Origin of the sequence: Pseudomonas sp. JS3066 (assembly GCF_036328175.1) — a bacterium.
In the GTDB taxonomy this organism is placed as follows: domain Bacteria; phylum Pseudomonadota; class Gammaproteobacteria; order Pseudomonadales; family Pseudomonadaceae; genus Metapseudomonas.
In genome coordinates this window covers 3745071-3769925 of sequence record NZ_CP143312.1, presented here as the reverse complement: position 1 = coordinate 3769925, position 24855 = coordinate 3745071, and the positions used below count along the sequence as shown (strand labels likewise).

The following is a 24855-nucleotide window of genomic DNA, read 5'->3' as shown; positions in this document are numbered from 1 at the left end:
GGCACGCAGCGGCGTTGAGGGACATCGCTGTGGCGCCCGCCACAAGAGTGCTAGGGAGAACACCGCAATGAGCATCGATTCATTCTCGCGCAGTGGGCCAAATGGCCCTTCAGCCTGTGCCGCCCCCCAGATCCGTTTCCACGGCCCACCGCTCGTCTGAGTTGAAGTGCCGCCTTTGAGCGCGGCGCTGACGGGGACAAATCCATTCAGTCGGAACTGAGCCACTTCCAAGGCTTGGCGGGTTCGGCCGCGACTGCGATTTGCCCGGCTTGATCGATTTCCTTCGAAGAAACGTGGAATTGCACCCGCGTGGGCGTGATTCGGCCTGACTAATTGCTGTCGGATTGAGGAAAACAACACCATGGCCACCTACATCAAGTCTGACCTCGAGTTCATTCTCCAGCAGATCCTGATCTCTGAAGCCCATGCGGCAGGTGAGGACCTGTCGCTACTGCTGCCGAATTCGCAGGTTCCCTGGGGACTGCGGACCGTCGATGGATCATTCAACCACCTGGTACTGGGACAGACCGAGTTCGGGGCGGCGGACAACCTGTTTCCGCGCTTGCTCGATCCGGTTTTCCGCATTGCAGATAACGGGACGACCTACAGCCAGACTAGTGGTTTAGTGTTCGACTCGCAGCCGAGGATCATCAGTAACCTGATCGTCGACCAGACCGCCAGTAACCCGGCGGCGGTGGAAGCCAACGGTGGCGCGGCTCCCGTCCTGAGCCCGGGACTCGATGGCATCTTTGGCACGCCGGATGACCAGGAGGTGTTCTTCATCCCCAACACCACACCGGATGAAGGCCTGTCGGCACCGTTCAACTCCTGGTTCACCTTCTTCGGCCAGTTCTTCGACCATGGCCTGGACCTGGTGAGCAAGGGGGGCAGCGGGACCATCTTCATTCAACTGCAAGAGGACGATCCGCTGTTCGACTCGAACAGCGCGACCAATTTCCTGGTCCTGACCCGTGCTACCAACCAGCCGGGTGAGGATGGTGTCCTGGGTACCGAGGACGATATCCACGAGCACACCAACACCACGTCCCCCTTCGTCGACCAGAACCAGACCTACAGTTCGCACCCCTCGCACCAGGTGTTCCTGCGCGAATATGTGTCGACGGCCAATGGTCCGGTTACGACCGGCAAGCTGATCACCAATCGTGATCTGGTCAATGGCGTATTCGGAGATGGTGATGACGTGGACCTGGGCGGCATGGCCACCTGGGCAACCGTCAAGGCCCAGGCACGCGACGTCCTTGGCATCAACCTGACCGATGCCGACGTGGGCAGCATTCCGCTGTTGGCCACTGATCCCTACGGCAACTTCATCAAGGGTGCCAACGGCTACCCGCAAGTGGTAATGAGCGATGGTGCCGGTGGGACCTTCCTGGTCGAAGGCGATCCGACCGCTAACGGCGGACAGGGCATCAGTTTGGCCAACGCTGTGCGCACCGGCCATGCCTTCCTCGATGACATCGCCCATAGCGCGAACCCCTTCAATAGCCAGACCGGCGCGCTGCTGGCCGCCGACGCTGACGGCGTTGCCGGAACCGACGATGGCAATCCGGCCACCTACGACAACGAATTGCTGGACTCACACTACATCGCCGGTGACGGCCGGGTGAACGAGAACATCGGTCTCACCGCTGTGCACCATGTGTTCCATTCCGAACACAACCGGCTGGTGGAGCACACCAAGCAGGTTATTCTGAGTTCCGGTGATGTGGAGTTCCTCAACCAGTGGCTTCTGGTTCCCGTTGTCGGACAGATTCCCGCCGATACATCCACTCTGGTATGGAATGGCGAGCGCCTGTTCCAGGCCGCCAAGTTCGGTACGGAAATGCAGTACCAGCACTTGGTGTTCGAGGAATTTGCCCGCAAGGTGCAACCGAACATCGATGAGTTCCTGGCGCCCACGGGTTTCGACGCCAGCATCGACCCTTCGATCGTCGCCGAGTTCGCCCACGTGGTGTATCGCTTCGGTCACTCCATGCTGACTGAAACCATCGACCGCCTGGACCCGAACTTCGTCAACAGCGAAATCGGCCTGATCGCCGCCTTCCTCAATCCCCTGGCGTTTGCCGAAGGGGGAGCGGACGCCGATGCCGCCGCCGGTGCCATTATCCGTGGCGTGACGCGCCAGCAGGGTAACGAGATCGACGAGTTCGTCACCGAAGCGCTGCGCAACAACCTGCTGGGCCTGCCCCTGGATCTGGCCACCATCAACATCGCCCGTGGCCGTGACGCCGGTATCCCGTCGCTGAACGCTGCACGCCGCGAGTTCTTCGAGGCTACGGGTGACGCTCAGCTGGAGGCCTACAGCAGCTGGGTGGACTTCATGGGTGGCCTCAAGCATGAGGCGTCGCTGATCAACTTCATCGCCGCCTATGGCACTCACTCCACCATCACTGGCGCATTGACTCTTGACGACAAGCGCGCTGCCGCCATGGCCATCGTTCTAGGTGGTGCTGGTGCACCCGAGGATCGCCTGGCCTTCTTGCACAGCACCGGAGAATGGGCCAGCGGCGCCAATGGAGTGACCACTACCGGCCTGGATCTGGTGGACTTCTGGGTGGGCGGTCTGGCCGAGAAGCAGATGCCCTTCGGCGGGCTGCTGGGTTCCACCTTCAACTTCGTCTTCGAGACCCAGTTGGAGGCCCTGCAGAACGGCGACCGCTTCTACTACCTGGGCCGCTTGGCAGGACTCAACTTCCTCACCGAGATGGAGCAGAACTCCTTCGCCAAGATGGTGATGCGCAACACCGACGTTGATCGACTGCCGGCGGATATCTTCTCTGCCCCTGGTCTGATCCTGGAAGTCGACCAAGCCCGGCAGTTCAATGCGGGTGTCGTCAACAACCCCGGTGCTGATGGAATTCTTGGCGATGATCCATCCACCCCGCTTGTGGATGAAAGCGCCGACGATATCGCGACGCCCAACGAGGACCCGCTGGGCGACAATGTGCTTGTTCCGTTGGTGATCCGCGACAACCCGGCCACTCCGGGAGCCGACACCAACTACTTGCGCTACACCGGTGAAGACCACGTGGTGCTCGGTGGCACCAACGAAGCCGACATCCTGATCGCCAGCATCGGCGATGACACCATCTGGGGCGATGGCGGCAATGACCGTATCGAAGGCGGCGATGGCGTGGACAGCCTCAATGGCGGCGCCGGCGACGACATCATCACGGACATGGGCGGCGACGACAACATCAAGGGCGACGACGGCAACGACGTCATCCATGGCGGCAACGGCTTCAACCTGATCCTCGGCGGCGCCGGCAATGACTTCATCATCACCGGCGAAGACGTCTCGGAAACCTTCGGCGGTACTGGCAACGACTTCATCTACGGTGCCAAGGGCAACCTGCAGACTGCCGGTAACGAAGGCGACGACTGGATCGAGATCGGTACCCAGGACGGTGCCCCCGGTGACAACTTCTCGCCCTTTGCCCTGGATGAAGTACCCGGCAACGACGTCTTCGTCGGTGGCGGTGGCTTCGATGAGATGATCGGTGAAGGCGGCGACGATATCTTCTTCGGCTCGGAAGGTGCCGACCACTTCGATGGTGGCTCCGGCTTCGACTGGGTCAGCTACAAGTTCGACCCGTTCGGCGTGCTGGCCGACATGATCGTCGACGACTTCTTCGAGCCGCCGGTACCGGCCTCCAACGCCGGCATCTTCGACCGCTTCGCCTTCGTCGAAGGCTTGGCGGGTTCGCAGTTCGGTGATGTCCTGCGTGGTGACAACGCGGATGCTGCGGAGATCGCTGAAAACGGTCCGCTGGGCAGCGTGCTGAACCAGGCCGGCATCGACCTGATCGCCGGGCTGCAGGAGTTCCTCGGCGCAGGTGTCACGTCGTTCGGCGGGGGCAACATCATCCTTGGCGGTGGCGGCAGCGATATCCTCGAAGGCCGCGGCGGCGATGACCTGATCGATGGCGATCGTACGCTCAACGCCTATGTCAGCGTGCGTACCAATCCTAGCGATCCGGCCACGGAAATTCGCCGGGTCGACAGTATTGGCGCGCTGATTCCGGACATGCTCTCGGGTGCGATCAATCCGTCGCAGCTGGTCATCGTGCGTGAAGTCATCCAGACCGTTGGCCCCAACTACGACACAGCGGTTTACTCGGGCAACTTCGACGACTACCAGGTCGATATCAACAACAACGGCACCACGCTGGACTTCAGCGACGACGTGATCACGGTGACCCACCTTGAGGTGGACGTCGACGGCAATACCGTCATTGGTGCCGACGGCGTGGACCGGCTGACCGGCATCGAACGGCTCCAGTTCAACGATCAGTCCGTGGCTTTGGTGCCGGGTGGCAACGCCGGCCCGCAGGGGCTGCTGCAGATCAGCGATAACACTCCGCAGAACGGCCAGGTCCTGACCGCTTCGTCCCTGCTGGTGACCGATGCGGACAACATTACCGGAGGGAACCCGACGGGCGCGATTACCGGGCCGGTTGCCTACTTCTGGCAAAGAGAGACCGTTGCCGGATCGGGTTTGTTCGTGGATATCGTCAACGAAGCCGGGGAACGACCGGAAACGGCGCAACGCGACAGCTTCCGTGTGACTGCCGACCTCGACGGCCTGGCGCTGCGGGTGAGGGCTGTCTACAAGGACGCCGATGGCGTGCTGGAGAACGTGTTCTCGAACGCTACTGCCGCGGTGAACGGCAACGTGGTTGTTGCGCCGCCAGCAGCCGTACCGCAGGAAAGCTTCGTTGCCAGCCCCGGCGTACATCTGGTTCGCAGCGACCTGCAGTTCATCCTCGACCAGATCATTATCTCCGAGCGCCATGCCGCTGGTGAGAACCTGCTGGATATCGTGCCTAACTCTCGCGGTGCATTTGGTCTGCGCACTGTGGATGGCTCCTTCAATAACCTGGTTCCGGGTCAGGAGCACTTCGGTGCGGCTGACCAGCCTTTCCCGAACCTGGTCCCACCCGTGTTCCGTGACGACCAGGACGGGGACACCATGAACCTCGGCCCGGGAGGCGTGGTCACCAACACCGACTACGGCGCCCCCGGCAATGTGGCCGATACTGACCCGCGGACCATCTCCAACCTGATCGTCGACCAGACCATCACCAACCCAGCCGCTGTGCAGGCCTATGTGGATGCCGGTCTGGGAACCCTGGACCCCAGTGGCGTGCTGCTGGACCTGAACGGCGCACCGATCCCGGCTGGCCAGCCGCTGTTCATCCCCAACACCGCGCCGGACGAGGGGCTGTCCGCCGGCTTCAACTCCTGGTTCACCCTGTTCGGCCAGTTCTTCGACCATGGCCTGGACCTGGTGACCAAGGGCGGCAATGGCTTTGTCTTCGTGCCGCTGCAGCCGGATGACCCCCTCTTCGTTCCGGGGGGTACCTCGAACTTCATGATCCTCACCCGCACCAGCAACGATGCTCCGGGGCAGGACGGCTTGATGGGCACCGCAGACGACATCATCGGTGGCGGACCGCTCAATACGACCACGCCGTTCGTCGACCAGAACCAGACCTATACGTCCCACGCCTCGCACCAGGTGTTCCTGCGCGAGTACGAGCCAGACGCTAGCGGAAATCCGGTCGCCACGGGTCGCATGCTCGATGGCGTCGGTGGCCTGCCGACCTGGGCCGAAGTCAAGGCTCAGGCCGCCCAGATGCTGGGCATCCAGTTGACCGATGGCAACATCGGCAATGTCCCGCTGTTGGCGACTGACCTCTATGGCAAGTTCATCCCGGGAGCGAACGGGTTCGCGCAGATCGTCACCCTTGTTGGCGACCAGATCGTGCTCGTCGAGGGCGTCGCGGGCGGCCTCGCGATTCCGGGCAACGCCCTGTTCACCGGGCATGCGTTCCTGGATGACATCGCCCATGCGGCCAACCCGTTCAACAGCCAGACCGGCGCGTTGATGACGGCGGATGCAGACGCGGTAACCGGTCCGGTACCGAACCCCGCATTCGATCCGAATCTACCGGTGGGGCCAGGCAACCAACCGTTCCTGCCCCAACCGGCCAATACCTTTGACAACGAACTGCTCGACCGCCACTTCATCACAGGCGACGGGCGTGGTAACGAGAACATCGGGCTGACCTCGGTTCACCATGTGTTCCACGCCGAGCACAACCGCATGGTCGATCAGATCAAGGCTGTGGTGCTGGCCAGCAACGATCCGGATTTCATCAGCAATTGGCAGAATGCGGACGGCAGCTGGAATGGCGAACGTCTGTTCCAGGCGGCTCGCTTCACGACGGAAATGCAGTACCAGCACCTGGTGTTCGAGGAGTTCGCCCGCAAGGTGCAGCCGCAGGTGGATGTGTTCTTCAATGCCACCCAGGTGTATGACACCCAGATCAACCCGGCGATCGTCGCCGAGTTCGCCCACGTGGTGTACCGCTTCGGCCACTCCATGCTCACCGAGACTGTGGACCGGCTGAACCCGGACTTCACCGACGCGGGCAGCATGGATCTGATCGATGCCTTCCTGAACCCGCTAGCGTTCAACAACAACGGCGCCCTGTCGGCTGAGGAGGCTGCCGGCAACATCGTCCGTGGCATGACTCGCCAGACCGGCAACGAGATTGACGAGTTCGTCACCGAGGCATTGCGCAACAACCTCCTCGGATTGCCACTGGACCTGGCCACCATCAACATCGCTCGCGGCCGTGACACCGGCGTGCCCACGCTCAACGCGGCGCGTCAGGACTTCTACAACGCGACCGGCGACAGCCAGCTGCGGCCCTACACCAGTTGGGTCGACTTCGCTGCTCATCTGAAGCACCAGACGTCCATCGTCAACTTCATCGCGGCCTATGGCACCCATGCCGAATTGCTGGCGGCTGACGTGAATACGACTGCCGAGAAGCGTGCGGTGGCCTTCGCCCTGGTGTTTGGTGGCGATGCGATCATCAACGAAGGGACGGCGGAACAGCGCACCTTCACCGCCGACACCGCGGATCGTCTGGCCTTCCTCAATGGACCCGCGGCTACCACTGGGGTCAACGATATCGACCTGTGGATCGGTGGTTTGGCTGAAAGGCAGATGCCCTTCGGTGGTCTGCTGGGCTCGACCTTCAACTTCGTGTTCGAGAACCAGATGGAGAAACTCCAGGACGGCGATCGTTTCTACTACCTCGAACGCACGGCGAGCATGAACTTCCTCACCGAGCTGGAGAACAACTCCTTCGCCAAGATGGTGATGGCCAACACCAACGCGATCCACCTGCCAGGGGATATCTTCTCCGACCCAGGCCTGATCCTGGAGGTGGACATTTCCCGGCAGTTCAACGCGGATGTGGTCAACCCGGGGGCTGATGGCATTCTCGGTGATGATCCCTCGACGGTGGGTATCGACGAAAGCCTCGACGACTTCGCTGCTCCAGGCGAAGACCCGCAGGGCGGCAGTGCCTTGCTGCCCTGGGTGATCCGCGACAACCCGGTCAATACCGACAATCTCGCCACGGCGTTCTACAACGAGGCGAACACCAACTACCTGCGCTACACCGGTGATGAGCACGTGGTGCTGGGCGGTACCGACGGCGACGACGTCATGATCGCCAGCATCGGTGACGACACGATCTGGGGCGATGGCGGTCGTGATCGCATTGAAGGCGGCGACGGCAACGACCTGATCCGCGCAGGCGATGGCGACGACATCATCACCGACCGCGGCGGCGACGATAACATCCAGGGCGACGGTGGCAACGACGTCATCCACGGCGGCAATGGCATCAACCTGCTGCTGGGTGGTTTCGGCAACGACTTCATCGTCTCGGGTGAGGACGCCACGGAAATCTTCGGTGGCGTCGGCAACGACTTCATCCTTGGTACCCGTGGCAACGAAGCGCAGTTCGGCAACGAGGGTGATGACTGGCTGGAACTGGGCGGTCCCGACGGCAACGCCGGTGACAACTTCAACGAGTTCGGCCTGGACAACGTGCCCGGCAACGATGTGTACATCGGCGAGCGCGGCATCATCGACCGCATGGATGGCGAGGGTGGTGACGACATCATGCTCGGCAATGGCGGCGAGGGCGACCGCTATGTCGGTGCCTCCGGCTTCGACTGGGCAGTGTTCCGCGACGACCCGCAGGGGGTCAATATCGAGTTCGACCTGCGTGCCTTCGACGAAACCCCGGTGACTCCGTCGACCGCTTCCCTGTTGACTCGCTTCGAGTTCATGGAAGGTCTGTCCGGTTCGTCCCACAGCGACATCCTCAAGGGTGACGACCGCGATGCGGCGGCCATCTCCACCTCGGGCGTGAACGGCAGCATCCTCACCAACATCGGCCTGATCGCCGGGTTGGGGGAATTCCTGGGCACTGGGGTCACCTCGTTCGGCGCCGGTAACATCATCCTCGGTGGCAGCGGTAGCGACATCATCGCGGGCCGGGGCGGGGATGACCGGATCGACGGCGATCGCTCGTTGACCGTCTATATCAGCGTGAAGCAGAACGCCGACGGAACCGGACCGGAGATTGACCGCGCCTTCAGCATGACCGAGCTGGTACACGACATGCTTACCGGCCGCTACACCCCCGGTCAGTTGGTGGTCACTCGCGAGCTGCTCGCCGGCAATGGGGCGTTCAACTACGACACCGCCGAGTTTTCCGGCAATCGTGCCGATTACACGGTGCTCAACAACGGTGATGGCACCTGGACCGTGACCGACACTGTCGATGGACGCGATGGTAGCGACCGCCTGAGTGGTATCGAGCGCCTGCAGTTCAACGATGTCAGCGAGGCGCTGGTGGTTGGTCTCAATAGCGGGCCGGTAGGGTTGGCGACGGTCAACGACGCGACCCCTGAAGTTGGCACTCGGCTGGTGGCATCCATTGCCGGAGTCACCGATGCCAATAATGCTGGAGGCACCATCACCGGGCCGGTGTCCTACTACTGGCAGGCGGATGTTCGTGGTGATGGCATCTTCGAGGACATCATCATCGAGAATGCTGGTGCCGAGCTGGCTCGTGCCACCGGACAGAGCTTCCTGCTCACGGCCGCCCAGGCTGGTCTGGCCCTGCGGGTCAAGGCTGTCTACAAGGACGCCAACGGCGTGCTGGAGACGGTGTACTCGGCAGTGACTGCACCGGTTTCGGCCACCCAGACCAACGATGCGCCGACGGGTGCACCGGTGATCAGCGACACCACGCCGCTGCAAGGCCAGTTGCTGACGGCGAGCCGCGGCACCGTGGCGGACGTCGATGGAACGACGACCTCGGTGTTCAGCTTCCAGTGGCAGTCGTCGCTCAACGGCACGACCTTCACCAACATTGGCGGTGCCACGGGCGCCGACTTCACCCCGGGTGCGGCCCAGGTCGGGCGGTTCCTGCGGGTGGTGACCACCTACACCGATGACAGCGGCTTCAGCAACACGGTGAACTCGGCAGTGACCGCGGCGGTGGGCGTGCTGTTCACCGGTGGTGCGGCGGCGGAGACCTTCAACGGGTCGGCCGGTGACGACGTGGCCAACGGTGGTGGTGGTAACGACATCCTCAATGGTCTGGCGGGCAACGACACATTGGCCGGTGATCTGGACAACGACCAGCTCAACGGCGGTGCCGGCAATGACGCGCTGGATGGTGGTGCCGGAGATGACGTACTGCGTGGTGGTACTGGGGCGGACAGCATGGTCGGCGGTGCCGGCAACGACACCTTCGAGGTCGACAACGCGCTGGATACGGTAATCGAAGGTAACGAACCAGGCTTCGACGCGGTGTGGACCACGCTGGCCAACTACACCCTGGGGGCCAACCTGGAGGCGTTGATTTACAACGGCGCTGGCAACTTCAACGGCACCGGCAACGCTCTGGGCAACCTGCTGCGTTCATCCGGAGGCAACGACACCCTCAATGGCGATGCGGGCAACGACGTACTGGAGAGTGGTGCTGGTAACGACCAACTGATCGGTGGGGCTGGCAACGACAACATGTCCGGTGGTACCGGCAGCGACACGTACGAGGTGGACAGTGCCGGGGATGTGGTGAACGAGGGCGCGGGTGCCGGTACTGATACGGTCCGCTCGCTACTGGCGAGCTACACCCTGGGGGCCAACGTGGAGAACCTGGTGTATGTCGGGGTCACCAACTTCACCGGTACCGGCAACGGCTTGGCGAACCGCCTGACCAGCGACAGCGGCAACGACAGCCTGAACGGCGGCGGTGGGGATGACATCCTCGAATCCGGGGCCGGCAATGACGTGCTGCGGGGCGGGACTGGCAACGACAGCATGTCGGGCGGTACCGGCAGCGATACCTACGAGGTGGACAGTGTCGGCGACAGCGTGGCCGAAGGTGGAGATACCGGCTTCGATGCAGTGTGGACGACCACGACCAGCTATACCCTGGGCGCCAACGTCGAAGCGCTGATCTACAACGGCGGTGGCAACTTCAGCGGTACTGGTAACGGGCTGGGGAACTTCATGCGTTCGGCAGGTGGCAACGACACCCTCAACGGTGGTGCCGGTAATGACGTGCTGGAATCGGGCCTGGGTAACGATGTGCTGATCGGCGGCACCGGCAACGATGCCATGACGGGTGGCCAGGGTAACGAGACCTACGAAGTGGACAGCGCCAACGACATCGTCACCGAGGCGTTGAACGGCGGTATGGATGCCGTGTGGACCACCTTGGCGAGCTACACCCTGGGTGCCAACGTGGAGATCCTGGTGCGTGCAGGCAACGCGGCCTTCGTCGGCAACGGCAACGGGCTGAGCAACACCCTGATCGGTGGTGGTGGTGTCGATACCCTGAACGGCGGCGGCGGCAACGACGCCCTGCGCGGTGGTGCCGGCAACGACATCCTCACCGGTGGCGTGGGCAGTGACGTGTTCCAGTTCGCGGCGGGCTTCGGCCAGGACCGCATCCTGGACTTCGATGCCAACCCGGCAGGCGGCCAGGATCGCATGGACGTGACGGCGCTGGGCATCACTGCGGCGACCTTCGCGGCCAACGTGGTGATCGCCGATGTCGGGGCGGACACCCAGGTCACCATCGGGGCCAACAGCATCACCCTGGTGGGCGTGGCGGATGCCACCACCGTGACCCAGGCGGACTTCATCGTCAGCTGAGGAGGCAGCCAACGCGCACGATGCAGTAACGGAAAAGGGGTGAAGCCCTCGCGGCTTCACCCCTTTTTCATGGCATGAAGAATCGCCGTTTCACCTGCTTGATATTTCGAACGGCCGGTGCGTATTTTGTACAAGTCGCCATCCAGAGCGGCCGTAGTGCACAAGGACAACAATCATGACTACCAAAGTCCGCAGCCCGCTCGCCGAGCGCCTGGCCGGCATTGAAGAGATCGAGTGTGTCACTCCCGACCTGAACGGGGTGATGCGCGGCAAGGTTATGACGGGGGAGGGCTTTCTCTCGGGGCGACGCCTCCAACTGGCGCGTGGCGTGCTGCTGCAATGCATCATGGGCGGCTATCCGCCAGCCCGCTTCTACGGCAGTGACGACGGCGACCTAGCCCTGGTCGCGGAGCCGAGCCAGGTTCATTGCCTGCCCTGGAGCGAGCGTTCGCGCGCCTTGGCTATCTGCGATGCCCAGGAACTGGACGGTCGTCCGTCCGGGCTTTCGACCCGAGGCCTGCTGCGCAAGGTGGTGGAGCGTTATGCTGCCTATGGCTGGAAGCCCGTGGTGGCCACCGAGCTGGAGTTCTTCGTCTTTGCTCCCAATCCTGATCCGACCCAGGCCTTCCTGCCGCCGGTAGGACTGGATGGTCGTCGCGAGGATGGCTGCTCGGCCTTCAGCGTGTCGTCCAACAATGGTTTGCGGCCATTCTTCGAAGAGGTCTATCGCGGCATGGAAGCCTTCGGTATGCCCCGCGACACCTTCATGCACGAAATGGGCGTCAGCCAGTTCGAGATCAATTTCCTGCATGGCGATCCGTTGCTCCTGGCGGACCAGACCTTCCTGTTCAAGCACCTGCTCAAGGAAGTTGCGCTCAAGCACGGCATTCAGGTTGTCTGCATGGCCAAGCCGTTGGCGCATACGCCGGGTAGTTCGATGCACATCCACCAGAGCGTGGTGAGCCTCGACGATGAGCAGAACATCTTCAGCGACACCAATGGCGAAGCGACTGCGGCCTTCAATCACTTCATCGGAGGACAACAGGCGGCCATGGGGGATTTCACCGCCCTGTTCGCGCCCAACGTGAACTCCTACCAGCGCCTATGCCACCCCTACGCCTCGCCTAACAATGCCTGCTGGTCCCACGACAATCGTGCGGCAGGCCTGCGAATTCCGGCCAGCGCCCCAGTTGCGAGGAGGGTGGAGAACCGTCTGCCCGGCGCCGATGCGAACCCCTATCTGGCCATCGCTGCCAGTCTGGCGGCCGGGCTTTATGGGATGGAGCGGCAGCTACAGCCGAGCGCTCCGATCCAGGGTGAATTCGAGGCTCCGGACGAGTTGCTGTTGCCCTGTACCTTGCATGCGGCCATCGAGCGTCTGAAACGCAGCGATCTGGCACGTGAACTGTTCGGCAACGAGTTCATCGAAGGCTACATTGCTACGAAGACGATGGAGCTCTGCAGCTTCTTCGATGAGATCACTCCTTGGGAACGGCGCGTCCTCGCCGCCCAGGCCTGATCGCCCCGGGACCGCCTTTCCAGGCGGTCCTCCCTGCACTAGAAGCCGCCTGGAGCGTCGATGCATCGGATCTGGAAGTCGTTTCGCGCACTGTATTTTGCCACCTTGCTCATGCTGATCGGCTCCGGCCTGCTCAGTACCTACCTCGGCCTGCGCCTCGCGGCGGACAAGGTGGATGGGCTCTGGGTCGGCGCCCTGATGGCGGCCAACTATTTCGGCCTGATCCTTGGCGGCAAGCTGGGACACCGGCTGATCGCGCGGGTCGGGCATATCCGTGCCTACGTGGCCTGCGCCGGGGTGGTGACGGCGGCCGTGCTTGGGCACGGTCTGATCGACTTCCTGCCAGCCTGGTTGTTCATGCGGATGCTTGTTGGCCTGGGGATGATGTGCCAGTACATGGTGATTGAGAGTTGGCTCACCGAGCAGGCCGAGGCGAGCCAGCGTGGACAGGTTTTCGCGGGCTACATGGTTGCCTCCTACCTGGGGCTGGTACTCGGGCAGTTGGTGCTGGTCCTGCATCCCGGCCTCGGGCCGGAGTTGTTGATGCTGGTGGCAATGTGCTTCGCACTGTGCCTGGTACCGGTGGCGCTGACCCGCAAGCTGCACCCGGCGCCGCTGCATCCGGCACCGCTGGAGCCGCGCTTCTTCATCAAGCGGGTGCCGCAGTCCATGACCACTGTGCTGGTTTCCGGTCTGGTGATCGGTTCCTTCTACGGCCTGGCGCCGCTCTATGCCACGGCCCAGGGCCTGCCTATCGATCAGGTGGGCTTGTTCATGGGGAGCTGCATCCTGGCCGGACTACTCGTGCAGTGGCCGTTGGGCTGGCTGTCGGACCGTCATGATCGCGCGGTGCTGATTCGCAGCACGGCGGCCTTGCTCGCAGTTTCCGCCTTGCCCCTGGCGATCATGCCGACGGCGCCCCTCGAGGTGCTGTTCCCGGTAGGCTTCCTGGTCTGCCTGCTGCAGTTCAGCCTTTACCCGCTCGCGGTGGCTTTCTCCAATGACCATATAGAAACCGAAAGGAGGGTGTCGCTGACCGCCATGTTACTGATCACCTTCGGTGTGGGGGCGAGTATCGGTCCGCTGTTGACCGGCGCACTGATGAAACAGCTGGGGCCGAACATGCTCTATGCATTCGTCTGCTTCTGCGCCACGGTTCTGGTGTTGCGGGTTCGACCGGATGCCGTTACCGGGCTACACCGGGTCGACGAGGCGCCGCTGCACCATGTGCCGACCCCGGACAACATGACCAGTTCACCCCTGGTGGCAGCCCTGGACCCGCGCGTCGATGAAAAGGCGGTGCACGACCAGATGCAGAGCGGCGACGTTCCGCCGCCAGAGCCGTCGACCGAGGGAATGCCGGAACAGCCACAGCCCGACAAATAGTGGCCCAACGCCACATCGTTTTTGCCCAATTATCGACCAGTGCGGCTACCCGAGCTTCAAGCCCAAGGCCTGCCTTGGGACTTCAAGGAGGAACTGGTCATGTCGTTGAGCATTTCCCTGCATCTGCTGGCCAGCGCCCCTCAGGCTGGCAAGCACCACCCCCGCCTGGTTCCGGAGTTGGGCGAGGAGGGGGTGAGCCAGTTGCATCGGCAATTGGTGGCGCGCGTACTCAACCTACCGCCGCTTGGCTTCTGTGAGCGGATCTTCTGGATCGAGGATGGGCCGGACGAGGCCCTTGAAGCCCTGGCCGAGGACAACGACTGGATGGTCGTGGGGCAGCCGGTGGGTGACCTGGGGGAGCGCATGCGACGTATCGCTGCCTTGGGGTTGTCAGAAAACGATGCCGTGGTGCTTATCGGCCAGCATTGCCCGATGCTGGATGCCGATTACCTGTCGGCCGCTTGCGAGGCGCTGCATCAGCACCAGGCGGTTCTGGGGCCGACGGAGGATGGCCGCTACGTGCTCCTCGGCTTGCGACGTGTCGATCCGCGCCTGTTTGAAGCCATGCCCTGGGGCAGTGACCAGGTGCTGGCCCTGACGTGTGAACGCCTGCAGGAGCTGGATTGGCAGCATGGGCTGCTGCCATCGCTATGGGTGATGGACAGTCCCGAGCATCTGCCGCGCCTGGGGCGTCTGGGTTTCAAGCTCGGAACTGTCTGAGGGAAGGTCGACACAGCGGAAGCCATGCCGGGTTGAACGCTAGAAGAGCTCGTCCTTTTCGAATCGACGCGCTTCACGTTGCAGCTGGTAGACGAAGCGCTCGACGTTGCGCTGTACCAGCCCACTCATGTTGTGGAAGCGGATGCCTACGAAGCTCATACCCAGCTTCTCGTCGAAATGCAGATGGCGTAGCTCAACCGGGGTGGTAACGGGGCCGATGGGCATCTTGGCGCTGAAACGCTCATAAATCTGCCCAGGTTGCAGGCGGCCGCTCAGGTCGCCTTCGAACCGCAGCTTGCACCCGGTGGCCGAGATATCCAGCATCACACCCTTTATCGCGGACGACATCTTGTCGCCGTCCAGCTCGATGGGTACCAATTGGCTTTGCTTGAGGGGGGCACGAAAGGCGTTGCGGCGCTGGTGGTAGGTCACCTCGTCGGGCAGTGGGCACCAGTAGCAACGACCTCCCTCGAACTCCCCGAGTGTTGCCGGCTGCTGGGTATCCCAGGCGATACGCACGCCATCATGGAAGCCTTCTACACGGAAGGATTCGCCGCTCTTCAGGAAACGCTCGCCGTCGTTCGGGATCATCTCGTCCAGGGCGATAAGACCGCGATCGCGGTCCACTTCAATCAGGTAACTCTGGAAACGCTGGTTTCGGCCGTGGAAGGTGACGATCAACGGATCGTGATGCTGCTGAAGCAGACGAAGATTGGCCAGGATCTCTACCGGTGTCTTGAGCACCTTGGGGGGTTGAGGGCCGTTAACTTCGTGGAATGGATTGGACACGGTCCAGGTTTCTCCGAACGCAAACGCGGGTTACACAAAGAGCAGTGGCGTCATGCCTCCATGTGTCTTTGTGCCTTTCTTGTAATGTCTTGTCAGGCCTGGCTAAGCGGGCGCTGCTGGCCGATTCTAGCGGCCGCGCCGCGGCTGTCATAGAGGCTGGGCGTGTCACCGCCACGCAGGATGCCGAGCATGCTGCCGATCGTTGCCCGATTGGCGCGGATCAGTCGACCGTTTCGCTCGTTGGTCGTTCTGCATCGTTCGAGCAGCTCGCCCAGTTCGTCGCTGCGTTCGAGCAGTTCCTGGCCCACGGGGGAGCGCTCGGCGAGTTGCTGCAAACCGGCGCGATCGGTGCTCAATTGGAGGCTGGCCAGCAGTTGGCTGCGTTGGTGGCCATGCTGGTCGAGTTGGGCAAGCAGGGGTTGCTTGTCGGCCAGCAGTTTCTCGAGGCGGACGAGGTCGCGCTCGCCCAGAACCTGGAATTCTTCGTCCATTAGCTCAAGCAAACGCTTGGCATGGCCGATATCGTCGGTGAACAGCTGAAGCAGGTTGGTATCGTGCATACGCGCTCTGGGGCCTTAGCGTCCAAGTTCCCCAGCGCCGCCCGTGGACTAGCGCTGGGATTCGAAGTTCAGCAGCTTGCTGGCCACGCGCTTGCTGTCGACCTGGTAGGAGCCGTCGGCAATGGCCTGCTTGAGCTTTTCCACGCGTTCCTTGTCCACCACGGGCAGGTCGCGCAGTTTTTCGCCGGCTTTCTGCAGCACTTGAGCTTCGCTGCTCAGTTGCACGGATTCGCCGCTTTTGGCAGTCGGAGCCTGCTCGCCGGTGTTCTGGGTCGAAGCAGTCTGGCCGCTGGTGACGGTTTCGCTCTTGCCGGCCTGGGTGCTGCCGGTACGCCCGGAGTTGGCAGGCGTGGGGCCGTTATTAAGCCGGTTGAAGTCGATAACCATGATGCTGAACCTCGGACGCTAATTGGACGCTTACCGTTTTATCGGCCCTGTCCGGGATAACTTTAGAAAATTCTTTCGTACCGGCTGAGTTTAGGAAATCAGCCCGGTCCGGCGCCAGCGGAACCATGTCTACATATCTACCTGAACCTGGCCTGGCCCTTTCACTCGGGCCTTGATCACGCGGCCGGAGCTCAGGTTTCGGACCCGTATTTGCTCACCCGGCGCGCCCTTGCTCATGGCTTCGCCCGGCATGCGTACATTGATTGACGAGCCGACGGCGCTGATCACGACCTGGTCGCCCTTGCTCACTACTTCGGCCTGCTCCAGGTGCAATGGGGCCAATACCTGGTCGGAAACCAGGGAGCGCGTAGTTTTCTGTCCAATGATCTGCCCCGGATCGCTCAGAAAGCCCTGGCTCAGGGTGCCCACGTCACGCTCGGCCAGGGCCACGTCCTGATGGGTGATGGGCACGCCACGGCGCAATGCGCGCGTGACTACCACCACTTCGCGATAGAGCTTCACCTGGGCGGGGACGAACACTGTCCAGGGGGCGCTGCCCTCACAGCTGATTCGTACCGTGACACGCCCCAGCGGCTGGGCAGGGCTTTCCAGCTTGGCCGTCAAATCCCTGTCGCATTCTGCCAGCCGCAGGCGGGGATCGAGCCGGTTGACCTGGATTTCGCTGCGACCCTGGATATTGCCGCGCTGCAGATATTCTTCGACGGTGAACTCAAGAAAGCCTTCGGCGGTGCCGATAAGTACTTCAGGCGACGTCACACTCGCACTCGACGCAGGGCTGTAGCCGAGACAGCACAAAGCGGGTAAAACAGCCGCAAGCGTATTGCGGCGTTTTGCCATCAGGTGTCGGAAAAGCGTCATCATGGTGTTCATGCAAACTTAGAAGCAAGGCTCGTGCCGCCTGCTAGGCTGAAGCGGGCGCTCATCGACTTGTAATAGGAGTCTGGTCATGGCCGGTGTTTTGGATTCGGTTAACCAGCGTACTCAACTGGTCGGGCAGAACCGCCTGGAGCTGCTGCTGTTCCGTCTTGACGGGCCGCAGCTGTACGGGATCAACGTGTTCAAGGTGAAGGAGGTACTGCAGTGCCCCCGTCTCACTCTGATGCCCAAGTCCAGTCCGGTTGTACGCGGGGTCGCCAATATCCGTGGGGGTACCATTCCGATTCTCGACCTGTCCATGGCGACCGGGCGCAGAGGCCTCGATGACCTGAAGAACAGCTTCGTCATCATCACGGAATACAACACCAAGGTGCAGGGGTTCCTGGTGCGCTCGGTGGAGCGCATCGTCAACATGAACTGGGAGGAGATCCATCCGCCACCCAAGGGAACCGGTCGCGACCATTACCTGACGGCGGTCACCCGGGTCGACAAGCAGTTGGTGGAAATCATCGACGTCGAGAAGATCCTCGCCGAAGTGGCGCCCACCTCCGAAGTGGTGTCCGAAGGCGTTATCGATATCGACACCCAGAGCAAGGCCGTCAGCAAGCGCGTCCTGATCGTCGACGACTCTTCCGTCGCGCGCAAGCAGGTGATCCGTTGCCTGGAAACCGTCGGCGTCGAGGTCAAGGCCTTGAACGATGGGCGCCAAGCCTACAACTACCTGCGTGAATTGGTGGAAGAAGGCAAGGCGCCGGAACAGGAATTGCTGATGATCGTTTCCGACATCGAGATGCCGGAGATGGATGGCTATACCCTGACGGCGGAGATCCGCAACGATCCGCGCATGCAGAAGTTGCATATCCTCCTGCATACTTCGCTTTCGGGTGTGTTCAACCAGGCAATGGTGAAGAAGGTCGGGGCGGATGACTTCCTCGCCAAGTTCAAGCCGGATGACCTGGCCGCGCGAGTCGTGGAACGCATCAAGGTAACGGACGGGGGCTGATTCGGCCCCCTGACACGGAAACAGATCGGTGAGGCGCCCTTAGTGTCTTCAGGCAATGTGGAGTTCGAGCAGTTCCGGGTGTTCCTGGAAAAGACCTGCGGCATCCTGCTGGGCAGCAACAAGCAGTATCTGGTCTCCAGTCGGCTGAACAAGCTGATGGAGCAGAACGGCATCAAGACGCTGGGTGAACTCACTCAGCGCATCCAGGGATTTTCCCGTGGTGGCCTGCGCGAGCAGGTCATCGATGCCATGACCACCAACGAGACCTTGTGGTTTCGAGATACCTATCCCTTCGAAGTGCTGAAAAGCCGGGTGCTGCCCGAGCTGCTCAAGGCCAACCCGAATCAGCCGCTGCGCATCTGGTCGGCGGCCAGTTCGTCGGGGCAGGAACCGTTCTCCATTTCCATGACGATCGACGAGTACGAGAAGATCAACCTCGGCCAGCTCAAGGCCGGCGCGCGAATCGTCGCTACGGATCTGTCCAGCTCGATGCTGGCGGCCTGCCGCTCTGGCGAGTACGACAGCCTGGCCATGGGGCGGGGCCTCTCGCAGGAACGTCTGGTACGTTACTTCGACCCGAAAGGGCCGGGGCGTTGGGCAGTCAAGCCGGCCATTCGCAGCCGTGTGGAGTTTCGTCCGCTGAACCTGCTGGACAGCTATGCGGCGCTGGGCAAGTTCGACATCGTCTTTTGCCGCAATGTGCTGATCTACTTCTCCGCCGATGTGAAGAAGGACATCCTCACTCGCATCCACGCCACCCTTAAACCGGGCGGCTATCTGTTCCTCGGCGCGTCCGAGGCGCTGAACGGCCTGCCGGACCTCTACCAGATGGTCCAGTGCAGTCCGGGGATCATTTACAAGGTGAAGTAAAGAGGGAGGCCAGTGGCCTCCCTCTTTATTTGTCCGAGCGCACGTTACACCAAAGTCAGTGTCACGTTGATGTTGCCACGCGTAGCGTTGGAGTAAGGGCAGACGATATGCGCCTTGTCCACCAGTTCCTTGGCGGCCTGCTTGTCCAACCCGGGCAGGGAAATCTTCAATTCGACTTCGATGCCGAAACCTGTCGGCAGGGTACCGATGCCCACGGCACCTTCTATATAGGTGTCTTCGCTGAGAGTGATTTTCTCCTTGCCGGCGACGAACTTGATCGCACCGAGGAAGCACGCTGAGTAACCCGCCGCGAAGAGCTGCTCGGGGTTGGTGCCGTCGCCACCAGGGCCGCCCAGCTCCTTGGGAGTGGTCAGCTTCACATCCAGCACGCCGTCCGAGGACACGGCGCGGCCTTCACGGCCGCCGTAGGCTTCGGCGTGGGCGGTGTACAGGGCTTTTTCAATGGGCATGGCGCGTCTCCAGTTGAGGGAAGAGACAAGCAAGCCTAGTCAATGGATGCGATCTGCCCACTGCCGTTTGACTGAAAAGGCCCCTGGGTCAGGCTGTCAGCCAATCGATGAACAGGGCGAACAACTCCGCCTGGGAGCTGATTTCCAGCTTGGTGTAGAGATTCTTGCGGTGCATGCGCACGGTTTCCGGGGAGATTTCCAGCACCTTGGCGCTGGATTTTGCCGAGTGCCCGCGAAGCAGCAGGTGGGCGATTTCCCGCTCGCGTTCGGTCAGCCGGTCGCTGCCGAAGTTCATGAAGGCCTCGCGTATCTGCTGGTTAAGCGCCGCGGCCGGCGCCGAATGCATGGGCGCAGGTCCATGGCCGTCCAGACAGCGCACCAGTCCGCCGCGCTCGTCGAACTGGCGAATCAGTTCCCGAACCAGCGGCTGTGCGGCCCGAAGAAGGTCCAGCTCGGCAGTGCTGAAGCGTGCGCCGCTGCGACCCTGGTAAACGCACAGCGAAACCTTGCGCTGGCCGCCCAGGTCGACGATGAAGTGGGCGTCTTCCACCGAGCCGCATTTCAGGTAGTAGGTGCGGTAGTACTCGCTATTGAAGAAGTCGTCCGGGGCGATTTCCGAGAGGTGGTAGAAGCCTTCCGCCAGGCCGTTCTCCAGTGCAAGGCAGAAGGGGTCGAGCATGTAACCACGGGCGTAGTAGCGCTCGGTGAGCGCCTCGCGGTACTCAGCCGGGATTCCACGCTGGTAGAGCGGGCGCGGCGGCAGGCCCTTGCACTCCAGGCCAAGCAGTACGGACTCGATAGGGACGAGGCTGGCCAGCGCCTCTGCCAGCCTCTCGCAAAAGCCGGCTTCGGCAACGCTGGCCATGGCCAGGGCCAGCCCCGCATGCCAGGCATGCAGGGTGGCTGGGGTGGTTCTGTCAGCAGTGGTTTCGGTCATGGCCGGCAGTCTACTGGTGCCGCCAGGTGGCGGCCAGACCCCCTCAACTCCCGGCATAGTCGCCACTTCGCGCAAGGTCGGCGGCGGTTTCGAGGATGGCCTCGCGCAGCGTGTCGACGATCTCGTCCACCTGGGCGTGGGTGATGGTCAGCGGCGGCGACATCACGTTCAGGTGCACGATAGGCCGTACCAGTAATCCGCGCTTCTGCGCCCTCAGGTGGATCTGCTCACCGATATTCAACTCATCGGGGAACAGGGTCTTGCTGGCCTTGTTGGCAACGAACTCGACGCAGGCCATCAACTTCTTGCAGCGCACGCTGCCCACCAGCGGCAGGTCGGCCAGGGTCCGCAGGCGCTCCTCCAGATAGGCACCCACTTCGTCCACATGGGTCAGCAGGTTTTCCCGCTGGATGATCTCGATGTTCTTCAGCGCGCTGACGCAGCTCACCGGGTGCCCGCTGTAGGTGAAGCCATGGCTGAAGCAGCGGCCCTTGCCCGGCTCGCCGATCACCTGCCAGATACGATCGGAGAAGATGCAGGCACCCAGCGGCAGGTAACCGGAAGTCAGGCCTTTGGCGGTAGTGATGATGTCCGGCACGACGCCGAACACATCTTCCGAGGCGAAGAAGGCGCCCAGACGGCCGAAGGAGGTCACCACCTCGTCGGAGATATAGAGCACGTCATGGCGCTGGCAGACCTCCCACATGCGCTTGTGGTAGCCGGCCGGCGGGATGATCACGCCGCCCGAGCCCATGATCGGCTCGGCGAAGAAGGCACCCACCCGGTCCGCACCCAGGGTGAGGATCTTGTCCTCGAACTCGTTGACCAGAAAGTCCAGGAACTGCGCTTCATCGATGCCCGCTGGTGCTCGGTAGGGGTTGGGGCAGGAGATGTGATGGATGCGGTCCTTGAGGAAGTCGAACTCGGCCGGACGGTCCGCTGCCTTGCCGCCCAGCGACATGGTCAGGAACGTGGAGCCGTGGTACGCGTTGATGCGGGTGATGACGTGTTTCTTTTCCGGCTTGCCGCGGCAGTTCTGGTAGTACTGCACCAGGCGGTAGGCGGTATCCACGGCGGTGGAACCGCCGGTGGTGAGGAACACGTGGTCGAGGTCGCCCGGAGCCAGTTCGGCAAGCTTCTCGCAGAGCTCGATGGCCTTGACGTTGGCCATATCGCAGAACGGGTTGGAGTAGGCGAGTTGGCGGACTTGTTCGGCGATGGCCTCGGCCATTTCCTCGCGGCCGAGGCCAATGTTGGTGCACCACATGCCGCCCACGGCGTCCAGGTAGCGATTGCCGGCGGTGTCGAAGATGTAGGCGCCGCTGCCGGCTGCGATGTTCAACGAGCCGTTTTCCCTGTGGTCGTCGAAGATGTGGTAACCGTGCATGTAATGCGCTTTGTCGGCGGCCACCAGGCGCTCATCGTCGAACTGGGCGAAGAAGTCGGTGTTTGGGGTGTTCATGGTCTTTACCTCGGGTCCATCTCTACTGGGCAGTTCAATTCACTTGCCGGTCTTGACCGCATTCCAGGTGCGGGTGATCAGGCGCATCGCTTTCTGCGGCTGGGTTTTCTGGGTGAAGAGCCGGGCGCGGGTCGCGTCGTCGGGATAGATCGCCGGGTCGTTCCTCACCTCGGCGGCTACCAGCGGAGTGGCGGCCTTGTTGCTGTTGGCATAACGGATGTAGTCGGTAACCTGTGCGATCACCTTGGGCTGCAGCATGTATTCGATGAACTTGTGAGCGTTCTCCACATGCGGCGCGTCCTTGGGGATGTAGAAGTCATCGAACCAGATCAGCGAGCCTTCCTTGGGTATGAAGTAGTCCAGCTTCACCTTGGCGCCAGCTTCGGTGGCGCGAGCCTGGGCCGTGGCGTAGTCGCCGGACCAGGTCATGGCGATGCACTGGTCGCCATTGGCAAGACCGTTGAGGTAGCTCATGGAGTCGAACTTGCGGATGTAGGGGCGCACCTTCATCAGCAGGTCCTGGGCGGCCTTTAGGTCTTCGGGCTCGGCGCTGTTCGGGTCGCGCCCTAGGTATGCCAGCGCCAGCGGCAGCACATCAGTGGGGGAGTCGATCAGGGTCACGCCACAATCTGCGAAACGCGACACTATCTCGGGGTCGAAGACCATCGCCAGGGAGCCGATAGGCGCGTCGGGCATGCGCGCCTTGATCATGTCGACGTTGTAGGTGATGCCATTGCTGCCCCAGGTGTAGGGCGCCGAGTAGGCTACGCCCGGATCGAAGTGTTCCAGGTTGGCCAGGACCTGTGGGTCGAGGTTGCTCCAACTGGGCAGGCGGCCCTTGTCCAGCGGCTGGAAGACCCCTGCCTTGAGCAGTGGCGGCACCAGGGCGGCGTTGAGCACCACCAGGTCGTAGCCGGAACGGCCTGGCAGCAACTTGCCCTGCACGGTCTCGTAGGAATCGAAGGTGTCGTAGATCACCTTGATCCCGGTGGCCTTCTCGAACTCGGCGAGGGTGTGTTCACCTATGTAGTCCGACCAGTTGTACAGGCGCAGGGTGTTGCCGTCGTCCGCCGGGCTCAGGGCCGGCAGAAGGATGAGCGTCGCGCCGAGTGCAGCGACCAGGGTCTTGCGCATGTCGGTTCACCTCTATTGTTGTTATCGAATCGCCTCGCTACCTACTTTGTGCCCCTTGGTCGACCTCGGCCATAACCCGAACGGGTAGGTGGGGTCGACTTCCTCCTGTACAGTCGTTCAGAACCTGTCCATGATCTGCCGCGCATCGCAAGAGCTTGAACAGGTTCTACGACTCGCCGGACCACCAAAGGAGCTTTCGGCATGACGACCCAGGATGTGCGCTACTCCCGCCTGGACCCCGAGTTGCGCAAGGCGCACTTGATCGAAGCGACCCTCATATGCCTGAAACGCCACGGTTTCCAGGGGGCCTCCATCCGCAAGATCTGCGCCGAGGCCGGTGTCTCGGTGGGGCTGATCAATCACCACTACGCGAGCAAGGACGAACTGGTCGCCGAGGCCTACCTGGCTGTCACGGGACGGGTGATGAAGCTCCTGCGCGATGCCATCGACGATGCTCCGCCCAGTCCACGGCCGCGACTATCGGCGTTCTTCCAGGCGTCCTTCAGCGCAGAGCTGTTGGACCCCCAACTGCTGGAGGCGTGGCTGGCCTTCTGGGGAGCCGTGAAGACTGCCCAGGCCATCAATCAGGCTCACGATCAGTCCTATGGCGAGTACCGGGCCATTCTTGCCAAGGTGCTCACTGAACTGGCACTTGAGGAGGGCTGGCAGGGTTTCGACGCCGAGCTCGCCGCCATCAGTCTCAGTGCATTGCTCGATGGGCTCTGGCTGGAGTCCGGGCTGAACCCGCACACCTTTACGCCGGCACAAGGCGCGCAGATCTGCGAAGCGTGGGTCGACGGTCTCCAGGCTGGCGGCATGCAGCGCTTCCTGCGTCCCGTCGGCGGCTGTTGATCGATCGTTCAGCGGGCGATAACCTCCAGCCACTCCAACAATAAGATCGCCCCGCCAAGCAGCGGCGGCGGAGGGCATTTGCAATGGCTCCCAGTGTGCTGATCGTCGACGACGATCCGCTGATCCGTGAACTGCTCCAGTCCTACCTCGCCCAGGAGGGCTACCAGGTGCGTTGCGCCAGCACTGCCGAACAGGCAGAAGCCTCGCTGGCGGAAAGCCCGGTAGACCTGGTGATGCTCGACATCCGCCTACCCGGCAAGGACGGCCTGACCCTGACCCGCGAACTGCGTGTGCGTTCCGAGGTCGGCATCATCCTCATCACTGGCCGCAACGATGAAGTCGATCGTATCGTCGGCCTTGAATGCGGCGCCGACGACTACGTGGTCAAACCCCTGAATCCCCGTGAATTGGTGTCCCGCGCCAAGAACCTGGTGCGTCGGGTACGTCATGCCCAGCAACCGGCTGCGGTTCCCGGCAGTCCGCTTCGGCGTTTCGCCGACTGGATGCTGGACAACGACCGCCGCCGCCTGATCGATCAGGACGGCAGCGAGACCCTGCTAACTCATGGCGAGTTCCAGTTGCTCAGCGTGTTCCTGCGCAATGCCGGGCACACCCTTAGCCGCGACCAATTGATGGACCAGATCCGCAACCGCGAATGGCTACCCAATGACCGCTCCATCGATGTGCTGGTCGGGCGGCTGCGCCGCAAGCTGCGCGACGATCCCGCTGAACCGCAGCTGATCATCACCATCCACGGCACGGGTTATTTGTTCACCGCCACGGCCAGCGCTGCCTGAATCC

At 62.3% G+C, this 24855-nt stretch carries 16 protein-coding genes; 8 read left to right on the top strand and 8 right to left on the bottom strand.

Annotated features, from left to right (window positions below):
• Positions 1–361 precede the first annotated feature (361 nt).
• From SA496_RS17830 to SA496_RS17815, 4 genes are all read left to right on the top strand, one after another.
• Positions 362–11068, top strand: coding sequence for a peroxidase family protein (locus SA496_RS17830; protein ID WP_330114223.1), 10707 nt, complete (start codon positions 362–364; stop codon positions 11066–11068).
• Positions 11069–11345: 277 nt separating this feature from the next.
• Positions 11346–12587, top strand: coding sequence for a glutamine synthetase family protein (locus SA496_RS17825; RefSeq protein WP_330115653.1), 1242 nt, complete (start codon positions 11346–11348; stop codon positions 12585–12587).
• 60 nt (positions 12588–12647) lie between these two features.
• Positions 12648–13973, top strand: coding sequence for an MFS transporter (locus SA496_RS17820; protein ID WP_330114222.1), 1326 nt, complete (start codon positions 12648–12650; stop codon positions 13971–13973).
• 99 nt (positions 13974–14072) lie between these two features.
• Complete coding sequence (locus SA496_RS17815; protein WP_120649887.1) at positions 14073–14693, top strand: TIGR04282 family arsenosugar biosynthesis glycosyltransferase; 621 nt, start codon at positions 14073–14075, stop codon at positions 14691–14693.
• 39 nt (positions 14694–14732) lie between these two features.
• On the opposite strand, the gene SA496_RS17810 is transcribed toward SA496_RS17815, so the two are convergent.
• From SA496_RS17810 to flgA, 4 genes are all read right to left on the bottom strand, one after another.
• Complete coding sequence (locus tag SA496_RS17810; protein ID WP_120649888.1) at positions 14733–15482, bottom strand: flagellar brake protein; 750 nt, start codon at positions 15480–15482, stop codon at positions 14733–14735.
• 92 nt (positions 15483–15574) lie between these two features.
• Positions 15575–16042, bottom strand: coding sequence for a flagella synthesis protein FlgN (locus tag SA496_RS17805; protein ID WP_120649889.1), 468 nt, complete (start codon positions 16040–16042; stop codon positions 15575–15577).
• A gap of 48 nt (positions 16043–16090) precedes the next feature.
• Positions 16091–16429, bottom strand: coding sequence for a flagellar biosynthesis anti-sigma factor FlgM (flgM, locus tag SA496_RS17800; protein WP_120649890.1), 339 nt, complete (start codon positions 16427–16429; stop codon positions 16091–16093).
• A 129-nt stretch (positions 16430–16558) separates the two neighbouring features.
• The gene (gene flgA, locus SA496_RS17795) at positions 16559–17245 is read right to left on the bottom strand and encodes a flagellar basal body P-ring formation chaperone FlgA (RefSeq protein WP_442965092.1); all 687 of its coding nucleotides are present in this window, start codon (positions 17243–17245) and stop codon (positions 16559–16561) included.
• Positions 17246–17396: 151 nt separating this feature from the next.
• Here flgA and SA496_RS17790 point away from each other — a divergent pair, with 151 nt between their 5' ends.
• Together SA496_RS17790 and cheR are read left to right on the top strand one after the other, a co-directional pair.
• A complete protein-coding gene (locus SA496_RS17790; protein WP_120649892.1) occupies positions 17397–18329 on the top strand; it encodes a chemotaxis protein CheV in 933 nt (310 codons plus the stop codon).
• A 42-nt stretch (positions 18330–18371) separates the two neighbouring features.
• Positions 18372–19199 (top strand): protein-glutamate O-methyltransferase CheR, encoded by an 828-nt coding sequence (cheR, locus tag SA496_RS17785; RefSeq protein WP_120649893.1) that lies wholly within the window; start codon positions 18372–18374, stop codon positions 19197–19199.
• A 44-nt stretch (positions 19200–19243) separates the two neighbouring features.
• Here cheR and SA496_RS17780 read toward each other — a convergent pair whose 3' ends face one another.
• From SA496_RS17780 to SA496_RS17765, 4 genes are all read right to left on the bottom strand, one after another.
• A complete protein-coding gene (locus SA496_RS17780) occupies positions 19244–19669 on the bottom strand; it encodes an organic hydroperoxide resistance protein (protein WP_120649894.1) in 426 nt (141 codons plus the stop codon).
• An 88-nt stretch (positions 19670–19757) separates the two neighbouring features.
• The gene (locus tag SA496_RS17775) at positions 19758–20606 is read right to left on the bottom strand and encodes a helix-turn-helix transcriptional regulator (RefSeq protein ID WP_153917367.1); all 849 of its coding nucleotides are present in this window, start codon (positions 20604–20606) and stop codon (positions 19758–19760) included.
• A gap of 43 nt (positions 20607–20649) precedes the next feature.
• Positions 20650–22068: an aminotransferase gene (locus SA496_RS17770; RefSeq protein ID WP_330114221.1), complete on the bottom strand. Its 1419-nt coding sequence runs from the start codon at positions 22066–22068 to the stop codon at positions 20650–20652.
• A 39-nt stretch (positions 22069–22107) separates the two neighbouring features.
• On the bottom strand, positions 22108–23202 hold the full coding sequence (locus SA496_RS17765; protein ID WP_330114220.1) for a polyamine ABC transporter substrate-binding protein: 1095 nt from the start codon (positions 23200–23202) through the stop codon (positions 22108–22110).
• Between the two features lie 201 nt (positions 23203–23403).
• Between SA496_RS17765 and SA496_RS17760 the strand changes: the two genes are divergently transcribed.
• The gene (locus SA496_RS17760) at positions 23404–24054 is read left to right on the top strand and encodes a TetR family transcriptional regulator C-terminal domain-containing protein (protein WP_120649898.1); all 651 of its coding nucleotides are present in this window, start codon (positions 23404–23406) and stop codon (positions 24052–24054) included.
• Positions 24055–24137: 83 nt separating this feature from the next.
• Positions 24138–24851, top strand: coding sequence for a response regulator (locus tag SA496_RS17755; RefSeq protein ID WP_120649899.1), 714 nt, complete (start codon positions 24138–24140; stop codon positions 24849–24851).
• The last annotated feature ends 4 nt before the right edge of the window (positions 24852–24855 follow it).

Bases quoted from the DNA above. Each gene is read 5' to 3' on its own strand.
- SA496_RS17805 (WP_120649889.1), bottom strand. From the start codon at position 16,042: ATGCACGATACCAACCTGCTTCAGCTGTTCACCGACGATATCGGCCAT.
- flgM (WP_120649890.1), bottom strand. From the start codon at position 16,429: ATGGTTATCGACTTCAACCGGCTTAATAACGGCCCCACGCCTGCCAAC.
- SA496_RS17790 (WP_120649892.1), top strand. From the start codon at position 17,397: ATGGCCGGTGTTTTGGATTCGGTTAACCAGCGTACTCAACTGGTCGGG.
- SA496_RS17825 (WP_330115653.1), top strand. From the start codon at position 11,346: ATGACGGGGGAGGGCTTTCTCTCGGGGCGACGCCTCCAACTGGCGCGT.
- SA496_RS17780 (WP_120649894.1), bottom strand. From the start codon at position 19,669: ATGCCCATTGAAAAAGCCCTGTACACCGCCCACGCCGAAGCCTACGGC.
- SA496_RS17770 (WP_330114221.1), bottom strand. From the start codon at position 22,068: ATGAACACCCCAAACACCGACTTCTTCGCCCAGTTCGACGATGAGCGC.
- SA496_RS17820 (WP_330114222.1), top strand. From the start codon at position 12,648: ATGCATCGGATCTGGAAGTCGTTTCGCGCACTGTATTTTGCCACCTTG.
- SA496_RS17830 (WP_330114223.1), top strand. From the start codon at position 362: ATGGCCACCTACATCAAGTCTGACCTCGAGTTCATTCTCCAGCAGATC.
- SA496_RS17775 (WP_153917367.1), bottom strand. From the start codon at position 20,606: ATGACCGAAACCACTGCTGACAGAACCACCCCAGCCACCCTGCATGCC.
- SA496_RS17765 (WP_330114220.1), bottom strand. From the start codon at position 23,202: ATGCGCAAGACCCTGGTCGCTGCACTCGGCGCGACGCTCATCCTTCTG.
- SA496_RS17815 (WP_120649887.1), top strand. From the start codon at position 14,073: ATGTCGTTGAGCATTTCCCTGCATCTGCTGGCCAGCGCCCCTCAGGCT.
- SA496_RS17760 (WP_120649898.1), top strand. From the start codon at position 23,404: ATGACGACCCAGGATGTGCGCTACTCCCGCCTGGACCCCGAGTTGCGC.
- SA496_RS17755 (WP_120649899.1), top strand. From the start codon at position 24,138: ATGGCTCCCAGTGTGCTGATCGTCGACGACGATCCGCTGATCCGTGAA.